Origin of the sequence: Campylobacter sp. 2457A (assembly GCF_020135895.1) — a bacterium.
GTDB classification, from domain to species: Bacteria; Campylobacterota; Campylobacteria; order Campylobacterales; family Campylobacteraceae; genus Campylobacter_D; species Campylobacter_D taeniopygiae.
In genome coordinates this window covers 84,349-97,165 of the sequence record NZ_JACHTO010000002.1, presented here as the reverse complement: position 1 = coordinate 97,165, position 12,817 = coordinate 84,349, and the positions used below count along the sequence as shown (strand labels likewise).

Here is a 12,817-nt window from a genome sequence, read left to right as displayed (position 1 = left end):
TCAATGCAATACTTATACGCGCCTTGGAGAAGTGAATATTTTGAGAAAGAAAAGAGCAAATGTCCTTTTTGCGATTGTGCTAATAAAATAGATGATGATGAAAAATTAGGCGTTATTTTTAGAGCTAAGCATTGTTTTGCTGTGATGAATCGCTATCCTTATTCTGCGGGACATTTTATGATCATACCTTATTTACATGAAGAGCATATAGAAAATTTAGATGAGGCGATTTGGCAAGAAATGAGTTATTGGGTAAGAGAGGGGGTTAAGATTTTAAAAAACGAACTTCATGCAAGCGGTGTTAATATCGGGATGAATTTAAGTAAAGATGCGGGAGCAGGTATTGCGATGCATTGTCATTATCATTTGGTGCCTCGTTGGTTTGGAGATACTAATTTTATTACAACTATAGGAGAAACTAGGGTTTGTGGTACAGATTTAAAAGATGTGTATTATAAATTAGTTAATGCTTTTAACAATGTTAAGTGAATTAGAATTTGAAAATTTTAATCAAGAAAAATTTGATCTTTTAATCGATGCAAGAAGTCCGAAAGAATTTACCCATTCTCATCTTCAAGGAGCTTTAAATTTTTATGCTTTAAACGATGATGAACATAAAAAAATAGGGACACTTTATAAACAAAATCAGGCTTTAGCTAAAGCAGAGGGTGCAAGCTATATTTGTGCCAATATGGCTTGTCATATTCCTACTATCACTCAAGAATTTCGCATAGGATCTAAGGTTGGAATTTATTGCGCTAGAGGTGGATTGCGTTCTAAATCTATAGCGGTTATTTTAAGTGAATTAGGCTATAGAGTAGTACGTTTAAAAGGAGGTTTTAAAGCTTATAGGGCTTTTTTACTGAATTTTTTTGATCAAACTTTAAATTTGAAGTTATTTTCGCTTTGTGGAAATACTGGATGTGGAAAAAGTGAGCTTTTAGAATCTTTACCTCATGCCATTCATTTAGAAAAAATGGCAAATCATTTAGGATCTTCTTTTGGAAATATTTTGGGTGATCAACCCACTCAAAAAGCTTTTGAATCTTTACTTTTTGATAAGATTAGCAAGATTAATGATTTTGCTTTTATTGAAAGTGAAAGTCGTAAAATCGGAGAAATAATCTTACCTTTAAAGCTTTATGAGAGTATGAAAAATGCTTTTAAAATTTATTGTTTTTGTTCTTTGGAAAATCGCATTAAAAGAATTGAAAAATTTTATAAAAATAAAATGACTTCTTTAAAATTTAAAGAATGTGTTGCAAAAATTACTCCTTATATTAGTGCCAATTTCAAGCAAGATTTGCTGCAAAATTATGAAAAAAAAGAGTGGAATAAACTTATCACAATGCTTTTAGAATATTATGATAAAACTTATAAACAGCCAGAAAAAATAGATTTTAAACTCAATACCGATGATATTTCAAAGGCTAAAGAAGAGCTTTTGAATTTTTTAAAAATTAAACATAGAATTAATTTTTAAGAGATTTTAAAATAAAATCAATAAATTCATCACTATCGTTTGGACAAGAAATTAATGCATAATCTTTAGCAGCTAAATGTCTGTATTCCATACCTAGTTCAAAGATAGTTTCAGAGCAATCAATACAAAAAGATATAGGATAAATTAAGGCTTTATTTTTAAGTTTTGCCAAAATATCGCTTGTGCTAGGTTCTAGCCATTTTACAGGCCCTAGCTTAGACTGATAAGAAAGAATGATTTCGTCAAAATGATTTTTGAGTTTTTCTTTTAAAATTTGAATATGCTCATTAATATGCTTTTCATACAAATCTCCTTTTTGTATAAGAGAAATTGGCAAAGAATGGGCTGAAAAAATAAGAGTTTTGGTATCAAATTGATTTTTTTTATCTAAGATATGAGAAATAATCATTTGATTATAATTTGCATCTTTATAAAAAATATCCATTATTTTAATCTTGCTAGTGATGTTTAATTTTTCAATTTCTCTTTGCAAAACTTCAAGTGAAGAAGTTACCGTGGTGCAAGAGTGGTGAGGGTAGAGTGGATAAAGGATGATTTCATCTTTTGAATTTAAGGAATATTTTTTTAAAACCTCATTAGCGTAAGGCGGGACGTATAAATTGACAAAATCAAAATTAAATTCATTTTGTAAGGAATTGAGTTTGTGACATAAATTTTGTGTAATTTCGTTTAAAGGAGATTTCCCGCCCATTTTAATATAATTTTTTTGCATGGTTTTGGTGCGTGATAAGGTTATCATCCAAGCCACAAATCGCCTTAAAAATCTATTTTTAATTCCTAAGATATAAGGATCATTAAACATATTTTTTAAAAAAGTTTTACAATCTTCTAAATGAGTGGCTCCGCCCATGTTTAAAAATAAAACTAATTTCAATTTTCTTCCTCTAAGATTTTTTGGACTTCATAGGCATCATCAATGTTTGCTAGGAAATGTTCTTTATTGTTGATTAAATTCGCTAAAGCTTGATGCTCACTAAATAAAGGAGAATTTTTTTCTATTTGAATTTCTTTGCCGTCTTTAAGCAATTTAAAATCAGCCAAATTAGCCTCAAAAAAATGATTTTCTGTTATAAGATGAATTTTTCTAAGCTTTAAAGAGCAATTCCAACTTTGATGCAAAGAAGCTATAATCCCTTCAAGCTCACAAGCTAAGATACTTTCACTTTCTCTATTTTTATCTTGAGTAAAACGTTTGATAATCTTGGTTTTTGTGATATTTTTTTGGCTTAAAAAGCGAATCAAATCAAGATCATGCACGGCTAGATCATGTAAAATCCCAACATCATTAATTCTTTGTGGATAAGGTGAAAATCTTTGTATGTTTATACTGATAATTTTTTCATCTTTTAAATTTTGTTTTAAGGCTAAAATAGCAGGATTAAAACGCTCACAAAAGCCCACAGCTATTTTTTTATTTTGTGCTATTTGTTTTAATTCTTCAATTTGTGCTAAATTTAAAGCCAAAGGTTTTTCTATAAGCAGTGCTTTTGCAGAGTTTAAAACTTTTTTTGCAATATCTAAATGTGAATTTGTAGGCGTTGCGATAATAATAATATCATTATTTTGTTTTATAAATTCATCTAGATTATCGAAAAAAATATTGTCAAATTGGCTTAAATTTGAATTTTGATAAAGATCAAATAGGGCATTGATTTTAAAATGAGAATTTCTAGCAAGTTCATTGAGATGATTTTGCCCCATTTTACCAAGGCCTATTATACCGATTTTCATTTTTTAATCCTTGAAAAGATCAATAACTTGCTCTTGTTCTTTTTCTTCTAAAAAAGCTGAAAAAGGTAAAGATAAAATACGCTCACTCACATAGCTTGAATTTTTAATTTCTAAATGATTTGTCTCTTTAAAGCAAGGTTGTTTATGAAGCGGGGTTGGATAATGAATAGCATAAGGTATATTGGCTTTTTCAAATTTTTGCAAGATATTTGCTCTATTTTCCACTAAAATGCTATATTGTGCATAAACACTTTTAGCATTGCTATCGATTTTTGGAATCACGCAGTTTTTTAAATTTTCATTATAGATTTTGGCTAGAATTTGTCTTTTTTCAATTTCTTGTTCAAGATGTTTTAATTTCACATTTAAAATAGCTGCTTGAAGGGTATCAAGACGTGCGTTTATACCTATAAATTCATGCTTGTAACACTCGGTTTGTCCGTGATTGAGTAAAATTCTTATTTTTTGTGCTAAAGCATCATCATGGCAAAAAATGGCTCCTCCATCTCCATAAGCACCCAAAGGTTTAGATGGAAAAAAGCTGGTGCAAGAAATAGGTGCAATAGAGCAAGATTTTTCTCCTTTAAAATTTGCACCAAAACTTTGTGCCCCATCTTCTATAAGAGTGATATTTTTACTTTTTAGCATTTCATTTAAATTTTTTAAATCACTCATTTGCCCAAACATACTCACAGCAATAACCGCTTTTGTTTTAGATGTGATAGCTTGTTCTACGGCTTTAAAATCAAGATTGTAATTATCAAGGTTGATATCCACAAAAACAGGTTTTGCGCCCACTAATGCTACAGCTTCAGCTGTTGCAATAAAAGTAAAATCAGGAACAATCACTTCATCATTTTCTTTAATATCTAAGGCTCTTAAGGCTAAATACAAAGCGCTAGTTCCACTTGAACACCCTATGGCGTGTTTAATGCCTACAAAATTGGCTAAATTCTTTTCAAATTCATTCAGTTTGAATCCGCCTATAAAAGAAGAGCTTTGTAAAACGCTTTGAATTTCAGCATCAATTTCATCTTTATAAGTTAAATATTGTGCATTGAGATTAATGAAATTCATATATACCTTTGCATTTTTAAGAGTTTTTAAATATTTATTGTAGTTTAGTTTTACTTAATTTAAAGTAATTTTGGTATTATATGATTTTATAAAAATTCTTTTAGGAAGTCTTTATGGATATTAGAAAAGCTTATTTGGATTTTTTTGCTTCTAAAGGACATGAAATCACCCCTTCAAGCCCTTTAGTTCCTGATGATGCAACTTTACTTTTTACTAACGCAGGTATGGTACCTTTTAAAAGTATTTTTACTGGAGAAATTCCGCGTCCAAATCCTCCAAGAAAAACAAGCTGTCAAACTTGTATTAGAGCGGGTGGAAAACACAATGATTTAGATAATGTTGGCTATACAGCACGCCACCATACTTTTTTTGAAATGCTTGGAAATTTCAGCTTTGGAGATTATTTTAAAGAACAAGCGATTTCTTATGCTTGGGAATTTGTTACTCAAATTTTAAAACTTCCTAAAGATAGACTTTATGTAACCGTTCATCAAGATGATAATGAAGCTTTTGAAATTTGGCAAAAGCACATAGAAAAAGAAAGAATTTATAAATTTGGAGATAAGGATAATTTTTGGCAAATGGGCGATACAGGCCCTTGCGGTCCTTGCAGTGAAATTTTTTATGATCAAGGCGCTGAACATTTTAATAGCGCTGAAGATTATATGGGTGGGGATGGAGATAGATTTTTAGAGATTTGGAACCTTGTTTTTATGCAGTATGAAAGAAGTGCTAATGGAACTTTAAGTCCTTTACCAAAGCCAAGTATTGATACAGGAATGGGTCTTGAAAGAGTTATGGCGATCAAGGAAGGAAAATTCAGTAATTTTGATAGTTCTTTATTTATGCCAATTATTGATGAAATTTCCAAACTTTGTAAAAAAGAATATATATATGAAAGTGGTGCAAGTTTTAGAGTGATCGCTGATCATATACGCTCTAGTGTGTTTTTACTTGCCCAAGGGACAAATTTTGATAAAGAAGGTAGAGGCTATGTTTTAAGACGAATTTTGCGTCGCGCTCTAAGACATGGTTATTTGTTGGGATTTAAAAAGCCTTTTATGTATAAATTAGTTGATATAGTTTGTCATTTGATGGGAGATCATTACACTTATTTAAATGAAAAAAAAGAATTTGTTAAAGAACAAATTAGGCTTGAAGAAGAAAGATTTTTAAGCACTATAGAAAATGGAATTGAAATTTTTAACGAAGAGCTTAAAAACACTCAAGAAATTTTCAGCGGAGAAGTTGCTTTTAAGCTTTACGATACTTATGGTTTTCCGCTTGATCTAACTCAAGATATGCTTAGAGAAAAAAATCTTAAAGTGGATGAGGAAAAATTTGAAACCTTAATGCAAGAGCAAAAAGAGCGTGCCAAGGCTTCTTGGAAAGGAAGTGGAAGTAAAAATGCGAGTGGTGATTTTAAGATTTTACTTGAAAAATTTGGAGAAAATGAATTTGTTGGTTATGAAAAAATAGAATGCGAAACTAAAATTCTTGCTCTTTTAGATGAAAATTTTAAAGAAATTTCATCCCTTCGGGGTAAAGGTTGGGTGATGCTTGAAAAAACGCCTTTTTATGCAACGAGCGGTGGACAAAGTGCTGATGTGGGATTTTTAGATGATTGTGAAGTTTTAGACACTCAAAAATTCTTTGGACTTAATCTTAGTTTTGTAAATGCTAATAAAGAATTAAAAATCAATGATAATATAAAAGCAAAGATTGATTTTGAAAAAAGAGAGCAGATTGCACGTCATCACTCAGCAACCCATCTTTTACATCATGCTTTAAGAGAAATTTTAGGCAGTCATGTTTCTCAAGCAGGTTCTTTGGTAGAATTTAATAAATTAAGATTTGATTTTACCCATCCTAAAGCCTTAAGCAAAGAAGAGCTAGAATGCATTGAAAAAAGAGTCAATGAAATGATTATACTTTCAAGCGATGCAGTGCTTGAAAGTATGTCTTTAGATGAAGCAAAAAAGAGCGGAGCTATAGCTTTGTTTAATGAAAAATATCAAGATAATGTTCGCGTATTAACTTTAGGAGAAAGTAAAGAGCTTTGTGGTGGAACTCATGTTTTAAATACAGCACAGATTGGTAGTTTTTATATCGTTAAAGAAAGTGGCGTGAGTGCGGGCATAAGACGCATAGAAGCGGTTGTATCTAAAGCGGCTTTAAAATTTGTAAAAAGTCAGCTTGATGAAATGGCTAAAATCAAAGAAGAATTAAAAAATAATGATGTTTTAAATGGGATAAAAAAACTTAAAAACGAAATTATTATCTTAAAAGAAGAATTAAGAAATTCAAATAAAACAGAATTAAAATCAAAAAATATTAATGGGATACAAATTTGCGTTGAAAGTATCCAAAACGGCGATATTAAAGCTATGATTGATGATTTTAAAAATAAATTTAGTAAAGCTGTGATTTTACTTGCTCAAGTAAAAGAGGGTAAAGTTCTTCTTGCAGCTGGAGTAAAAGACACTCCTTTAAAAGCTGGAGTTTTGGTTAAAGAAGCGGCGCAAATTTTAGGTGGAAATGGTGGTGGAAGAGATGATTTTGCCACAGCAGGGGGTAAAGATATAACTAAACTTGATGAAGCTTTAAAACAAAGCTTGGATCATATAGAAAAAGCAATTCAATGTTAATTCTCGCATCAAGTTCTTCTTCGAGGGCAAAATTGCTCCAAGAGGAAAATATTGAATTTAAGCAAATTGCTTTTGATTATGATGAAAATTTAAATAAAAATATTTTAGCAAGTTTATATGTTCAAAATGTCGTTCTTCAAAAGGAAAAACAATTTTTTGCTGCTTTTGAAAAAGATTTTTTAAATGAAACTGTGCTTTTTGCTGATAGCATTGTCTGTATAGGAGATAAAATTTTAACCAAAGCAAAGGATAAAAATGAAGCTTATGAAATGCTCACTTTACAAGATGGTAAAAGTGCAAGTATTTTGAGTGCTTTTTTATTGGTTAATACTCAAAAAAGAGTTTTTTCTCTTTCTAAAACAACGCTCTATTTTAGAGAATTTGATAAAAATGCCTTAAAAGATTATGTAGAAAATAATCTTTTTCAAGGTAAGGCAGGTTGCATTATGCATGAAGGTTTTCATGGGCAATTTATAAAAAAACAAATAGGAAATTCAAGTACAGCTTTAGGGCTTGATACCCAAACTTTAAAGGCTTATTTATGAAAATTTTAAGATATATTTTTTCATTTTTTGGTTTATTGTTAATCGCAGGTGTTATTTATGTTGGATATCTCTTTGCAAGTGTGGATACTCAAGATTATACCTTTAAAGAATATAAACCACCGCTTACAACGCAAATTTTTGATCGAAATGGAAAATTAGTCGCCAATATCTTTGAACAGCATCGCTTTTACGCAAAGTATGATGAATTGCCTCCGCGTCTGATTGAAGCTTTAGTGGCGATTGAAGATACGAGTTTTTTTGAGCACAATGGTGTTAATATTGATGCTATTTTTAGAGCAGGATTGAAGGTGATAAAAAATGTTGGTAAGCCTGTAGAAGGTGCTTCTACTCTTACTCAACAACTTATAAAAAATACAGAATTAACTCCAGAAAAAACCATCACAAGGAAAATCAGAGAAGCTTTACTTGCCTATAAAATTGAAACCTTACTAACCAAAGAACAAATTTTAGAAAGATATTTGAATTTTATCTTTTTTGGACATGGATATTATGGCGTAAAAACTGCTGCACAAGGCTATTTTCATAAAAATTTAAGCGAATTAAGTCTTAAAGAAATTGCAATGCTAGTTGGTATTCCTAAAGCACCAAGCAGCTATGATCCAACTAAACATTTAGATCTTTCTATTTCACGGGCAAATAATGTTTTAACAAGAATGTATAGTTTAGGTTGGATTTCTAAAAGTGATTATGATAGTGCTATGAAAGAGGTGCCTAAAATTTATAATGATACCTTAACACAAAATGCCGCTCCCTATGTTGTTGATGAGGTGATGAAGCAACTTAGTTCTAGTATTAAGGATTTAAGAACGGGTGGTTATAAAATCACTTTAAATATTGATTTAGATGTTCAAGAAATGGCACAAAATGCTTTAAAATTTGGTTATGATGAAATTGTAAAGCGTGATAAAGATGCAAATTTAAGTACTTTAAATGGTGCCATGGTGGTTGTTAATCATCAAAGTGGTGATGTTTTGGCGCTTGTTGGTGGAGTGGATTATGAAAAAAGCAATTATAACCGTGCTACTCAAAGTATGCGTCAGCCAGGAAGCTCTTTTAAGCCTTTTGTGTATCAAGTAGCGATTAATTTAGGTTATTCTCCTATGAGTGAAATTGCGGATATTTCTAGAATTTTTTCAGGTGGAGGTAAGGTTTGGAAACCTAAAAATGATGGTGGAAAATTCCTAGGTTTGATCACTCTTAAAGAAGCTTTAACGCGTTCTAGAAATCTTGCCACGATTAATCTTGCACTTGATATCGGACTTAATGTGCTTTATTCTAAATTGATGGAATTTGGTTTTAAGGATATTCCGCCGAATTTATCTATAGTTTTGGGAAGTTTTGGAATTTCTCCTTTGGAGTATTCTAAATTTTATACTATGTTTGGAAATTATGGGGTGATAAAAGAACCTCAAATTATAAGACAAGTTCAAGATAAAGATGGCAAAGTGATTATGAAATTTGACTCAAGTGAACATAGAGTGAGTAATCCAGAACAAAGCTTTTTAGTGCTAGATATGATGAGAAATGTTGTAGAAAGTGGTACAGGTCGCAATGCTAAGGTTAAAGGTATAGATATAGCTGGAAAAACGGGAACGACAAATAAAAATGTCGATGCTTGGTTTTGTGGGATTACTCCAGAGATTGAAGCATTGATTTGGTATGGAAATGATAATAACAAGCCAATGCGTTATACAGAAAGCGGAGCTAGAACTGCGGCACCAGTATTTAAGGACTTTTTAACTCAATATATAGAGAAATTCCCAAATACAACAAGAAAATTCAGCATTCCAAATGGAGTTTATCAAGGAACTTACAAAGGCAAAAGTGCTTATTATACAGATAAATCACCTTTGCCAAGAAATAATATTAATTTAAATGAAAATGAGATTTTGTTTTAAAACGAAAATAAATTGAAGTAAGATTGAAATATAATAAAAATTAAATTGGATTATAAAACCAATTTAATTTAAAATTTTTAAAAGTAAAAGTATATATTTTTAAAAAAATAAAATTGTTATAAAAAATAAAAATTGCTTATTAATTTCTTACTTTTTTAAATCTTTCGCTAAATTCTAGTTTTTCGACAATCTCTATTTTGGTGGGAATTTTATAATTTGCTAATTTATCTTTACAAAATAATCTAATTTCTTTTTTGAGTTCTAAAGAATTTAATGTTTTTCCTTGTTCTAGAACTATCTTAGCACACACGCTTTGTCCGGTAATAGGATTTTTTTGAGAATATACTAAACAATCTTGAATAAAAGGAATTTGCAAAATTATTCCTTCGACTTCTTGAGGTAAAACTTTTTCTCCACCAACATTGATTATTTCTTTGTTTCTGCCTATGATCTTTATATATTCTTCGCCATTTTCATGAATAACTTCAACTAAATCTCCAGTTGCAAAATATCCCTCGTTATCAAAAGCAGAATTGTCAGCGTTTAAATATCCTAAACTTTGAGTATTACTCTTTATAAAAAGCTCATTGTTGATAATTTTATAATCAACATTTTCAAGTTTAATAAAATCTTTATAACTTTTTGTTTGTGCAATACCTATTTCGCTTGTGCCAAATGTTTGAAGAAATTTAACTTTAGGAAATACTGTTTTTAATTTTTCCAATAAAGCCTCAGACATCTTTTCAGTTCCATAAGTAATTAACCTTAAAGAGCTTAAATCGTATTGTTCAACCGCATTAGAAATTAAGAATAAATTGAGCAAAGACGGAGAAGCTGGCAGCAGCGATATTTTATATTTTTCTATACTTTCTGCCAATAAATCAACATTTTTTCTATCTTTTATTGCTATACCACAAGCATTCATACTCAAACAATTTAATAAGGTATTTAATCCACCAATATGATCAAACATTAGAAAAAGAAGCATATTGATATGTTTGTATTTTTTATCAATATAAGAATTAAGTATTTTTTGTAAATCATGTACAATTACTTTTGGTTTTCCAGTGCTGCCACTTGAAAATAAAATTAACCCCGCTTTATTTTGACTTGTCAGTTTTTTAATAATTTCATGCTGGGTTAAATTATCTTGTTGATCATTGAAACTAATTTGTCCATCTTTAAATAAGATATCGCAATTAATTTCTTTTAATTTATTATCAATTTCTTTTTCATCAATCAAGGGAATGGCGATTTTGTTTAATTCTATGCAAGCTAAAAATAAAGCCACGCTATCACAATCATAGTCGCCCATAATTGCAACTAATTTACTATTAGTTTTGCTTTTTAAAATTTCAATTTTATTAAGGGTATTTTCGCGTAATTGCTTATAGGTATAATGTTTATTTTCATAAATTAAAGCATGATAATCTTGATATTTTGAGCTAAATATCTTTTTTAAAAAATCATTGCTAAATTCAGCCATTAATGCCACCTAAGTAAAGAATTTGTCCTGTTATAAAATCACTCTTTTCATCTATAAAAAAATCAACAACATTAATCACATCTTTAACTTCACCAAATCTTTTTATAGCTTGTTTATTTAATAAATCATCAATTTTATTTTTAGGAACATTTTTTATAAGATCCGTTGGAACTGGAGTAGGGCCTATAGCATTGCAAGTGATGCCAAAAGGACTTAATTCTTTAGCGCAAATTTGAGTAAGACTGCAAATAGCTGCTTTTGAAGCTGCATATATAGCCTCGCCTTCTAATCTTAAAGGAGTAGCTACTGTAGAAAAATTGATAATTCTATAAGGCATAGAAGTATTTTCTTTTTTGTAAGTTTGACTCATAATTTTAGCCACTTCTCTTATAAACAAAAAACTACCAAAAAAGTTAGTGTTAAAAATATTTTCTACACTCTTATTAGGCGTTGTTAATAGGTGATTCATCGAGGCTATACCTGCGTTATTGATCAATATGTCTATTTTTTTAAATTCTTTTTTGATATTTCTAATCATATTGACAACTGACATTTCATCGCTAACGTCTAATTCAAAATGTCTATAGTTTGGATGGTTTATGCTAGCCTTGCCTCTTGAACACCCGCAAACAATATGATTTTTTTCTAAATAATACTCACTAAGTTCTTTACCTATGCCTTTTCTGGTTCCAGTTATAACAATAATTTTTTGCATCTTATTCTTCAATTTTTTGTATAATATATTCTGCTAAAGAATCAACATCTTTAAATGGAGAATTTCTAGAACTCATCATTTTTTCATCTGCTAAAATTATGTCTTTTTTAAATTCTTCACTCAAAATTTCTTCTAAATCAGAAATTAAACTAACTAAAGCCAAAGAATCTAAACATCCACCAAGTCCGTTGTAAAGCTTTGTTTCGGAATTGACAGATTTTAATTCTTCAATTTCATAATCATTTCCATAATTAAGCAACGCATTTATTATTAAAGTTTGAATTTTTTCTTTCATTTTGATTTAACCTTGTCTTTTAAGAATTATTTTGTACCATTATAACAAAATTTAACTAAAATTAATGATTAGATCTTATAAAAGCGAGTTAAAGTATGAAAATATAGCTTTAATCGATGCAAATAATGGTAGAATTATGGGTGGATTAGAAGTTGGTTCAAACTAAGATAATATCAATTTTACAAATTTATTTTTAGACTCGATATCTGCTCTATATAAACTTTATTCTTTAAAAAGAAAAGAAAATTAAGGTGTGCTTAAAAAAGCAGATTATTTAGTAATAAAAGTTAATATTATATAGATATATTAATACTTTTGATATTTTAAATTAATGCAAAATAATAATATTGGTTGTTATTTGATTCTAAGATAAAACATGATTGAAATGCAAATATCATACAATATAAAGCTAAAGTATAGATATTAATAATATTGTAAATAAATTTAATCTTAATGATTTTTTATGAATCCTGATTGCTTTCATATATTGACTTCTATAAATGTATAAATTTGGAAAAAATATTGCTAATAATATTTCTTGTTTTCATTTTTCATGTAAAAATAAACAATTTAATCATCAATTCGAAATAATAATTACTTCTGATGAGTAGGTTTTATAAGAATGCCTTATGTTTTATCTTATATAAAAGATAAGCACAAACAAGAACAAAAAATTTATAAACAAAAAATAAAAAAAGATCCTTCTTTAAAATTACCTCCTTTAGAATCTTATACTGATTATAAGGAAGCTTTAAAATTTAAAGAACATTTATCTTATAGACTAGGAGAAGCTTTAATAAGGGCTAATAATAATTGGTACGGGGGGGGGTATATCAAATTGTGGTTTGAGATAAGAAAACTAAGGAAGGAATTTAAAAAATCAAGAAAGTAGAAATT

The 12,817-nt window shown here is 29.3% G+C and carries 12 protein-coding genes; 6 read left to right on the top strand and 6 right to left on the bottom strand.

Features of this window, described 5'->3' with window-relative positions; genetic code table 11:
* Positions 1 to 3: 3 nt before the first annotated feature.
* Positions 4 to 489, top strand: coding sequence for an HIT family protein (locus tag H2280_RS01320; protein ID WP_137622903.1), 486 nt, complete (start codon positions 4 to 6; stop codon positions 487 to 489).
* The gene (gene mnmH / locus H2280_RS01315) at positions 479 to 1,483 is read left to right on the top strand and encodes a tRNA 2-selenouridine(34) synthase MnmH (RefSeq protein ID WP_337215441.1); all 1,005 of its coding nucleotides are present in this window, start codon (positions 479 to 481) and stop codon (positions 1,481 to 1,483) included. Before H2280_RS01320 ends, mnmH begins: the two co-directional genes overlap by 11 nt.
* Here the strand turns inward: mnmH and hemH are convergent.
* From hemH to H2280_RS01300, 3 genes are read right to left on the bottom strand one after another with little or no spacing between them, the layout of a single operon-like run.
* On the bottom strand, positions 1,473 to 2,378 hold the full coding sequence (hemH, locus tag H2280_RS01310; RefSeq protein WP_337215440.1) for a ferrochelatase: 906 nt from the start codon (positions 2,376 to 2,378) through the stop codon (positions 1,473 to 1,475). The genes mnmH and hemH overlap by 11 nt on opposite strands.
* Positions 2,375 to 3,235 (bottom strand): Gfo/Idh/MocA family protein, encoded by an 861-nt coding sequence (locus H2280_RS01305; RefSeq protein WP_337215439.1) that lies wholly within the window; start codon positions 3,233 to 3,235, stop codon positions 2,375 to 2,377. The genes hemH and H2280_RS01305 overlap by 4 nt, the downstream gene beginning before the upstream one ends.
* A gap of 3 nt (positions 3,236 to 3,238) precedes the next feature.
* Positions 3,239 to 4,312 carry a DegT/DnrJ/EryC1/StrS family aminotransferase gene (locus tag H2280_RS01300; RefSeq protein ID WP_337215438.1) on the bottom strand — a complete coding sequence of 358 codons (1,074 nt, stop codon included), beginning with the start codon at positions 4,310 to 4,312 and terminating at the stop codon, positions 3,239 to 3,241.
* Between the two features lie 113 nt (positions 4,313 to 4,425).
* Between H2280_RS01300 and alaS the strand changes: the two genes are divergently transcribed.
* The 3 genes from alaS to H2280_RS01285 are packed head-to-tail and all read left to right on the top strand — an operon-like array spanning position 4,426 to position 9,424.
* On the top strand, positions 4,426 to 6,960 hold the full coding sequence (gene alaS, locus H2280_RS01295) for an alanine--tRNA ligase (protein ID WP_337215437.1): 2,535 nt from the start codon (positions 4,426 to 4,428) through the stop codon (positions 6,958 to 6,960).
* A complete protein-coding gene (gene maf / locus H2280_RS01290; RefSeq protein WP_337215436.1) occupies positions 6,954 to 7,505 on the top strand; it encodes a septum formation inhibitor Maf in 552 nt (183 codons plus the stop codon). The genes alaS and maf overlap by 7 nt, the downstream gene beginning before the upstream one ends.
* Entirely contained in the window at positions 7,502 to 9,424 is a 1,923-nt protein-coding gene (locus H2280_RS01285) for a penicillin-binding protein 1A (protein ID WP_337215435.1), read from the top strand. Before maf ends, H2280_RS01285 begins: the two co-directional genes overlap by 4 nt.
* 139 nt (positions 9,425 to 9,563) lie before the next feature.
* On the opposite strand, the gene H2280_RS01280 is transcribed toward H2280_RS01285, so the two are convergent.
* The 3 genes from H2280_RS01280 to H2280_RS01270 are packed head-to-tail and all read right to left on the bottom strand — an operon-like array spanning position 9,564 to position 11,920.
* A complete protein-coding gene (locus tag H2280_RS01280; protein WP_337215434.1) occupies positions 9,564 to 10,910 on the bottom strand; it encodes an ANL family adenylate-forming protein in 1,347 nt (448 codons plus the stop codon).
* Complete coding sequence (locus H2280_RS01275; protein WP_137622912.1) at positions 10,903 to 11,625, bottom strand: SDR family oxidoreductase; 723 nt, start codon at positions 11,623 to 11,625, stop codon at positions 10,903 to 10,905. Before H2280_RS01275 ends, H2280_RS01280 begins: the two co-directional genes overlap by 8 nt.
* Before the next feature lies 1 nt (position 11,626).
* On the bottom strand, positions 11,627 to 11,920 hold the full coding sequence (locus tag H2280_RS01270) for a hypothetical protein (protein WP_337215433.1): 294 nt from the start codon (positions 11,918 to 11,920) through the stop codon (positions 11,627 to 11,629).
* Positions 11,921 to 12,542: 622 nt separating this feature from the next.
* Between H2280_RS01270 and H2280_RS01265 the strand changes: the two genes are divergently transcribed.
* Positions 12,543 to 12,812: a hypothetical protein gene (locus H2280_RS01265; protein WP_337215432.1), complete on the top strand. Its 270-nt coding sequence runs from the start codon at positions 12,543 to 12,545 to the stop codon at positions 12,810 to 12,812.
* Positions 12,813 to 12,817: the final 5 nt, after the last annotated feature.

Coding starts and splice junctions, on each gene's coding strand:
- H2280_RS01320 (WP_137622903.1), top strand. CDS start 4: ATGCAATACTTATACGCGCCTTGGAGAAGTGAATATTTTGAGAAAGAA.
- mnmH (WP_337215441.1), top strand. CDS start 479: ATGTTAAGTGAATTAGAATTTGAAAATTTTAATCAAGAAAAATTTGAT.
- H2280_RS01305 (WP_337215439.1), bottom strand. CDS start 3,235: ATGAAAATCGGTATAATAGGCCTTGGTAAAATGGGGCAAAATCATCTC.
- H2280_RS01300 (WP_337215438.1), bottom strand. CDS start 4,312: ATGAATTTCATTAATCTCAATGCACAATATTTAACTTATAAAGATGAA.
- alaS (WP_337215437.1), top strand. CDS start 4,426: ATGGATATTAGAAAAGCTTATTTGGATTTTTTTGCTTCTAAAGGACAT.
- maf (WP_337215436.1), top strand. CDS start 6,954: ATGTTAATTCTCGCATCAAGTTCTTCTTCGAGGGCAAAATTGCTCCAA.
- H2280_RS01285 (WP_337215435.1), top strand. CDS start 7,502: ATGAAAATTTTAAGATATATTTTTTCATTTTTTGGTTTATTGTTAATC.
- H2280_RS01280 (WP_337215434.1), bottom strand. CDS start 10,910: ATGGCTGAATTTAGCAATGATTTTTTAAAAAAGATATTTAGCTCAAAA.
- H2280_RS01275 (WP_137622912.1), bottom strand. CDS start 11,625: ATGCAAAAAATTATTGTTATAACTGGAACCAGAAAAGGCATAGGTAAA.
- H2280_RS01270 (WP_337215433.1), bottom strand. CDS start 11,920: ATGAAAGAAAAAATTCAAACTTTAATAATAAATGCGTTGCTTAATTAT.
- H2280_RS01265 (WP_337215432.1), top strand. CDS start 12,543: ATGCCTTATGTTTTATCTTATATAAAAGATAAGCACAAACAAGAACAA.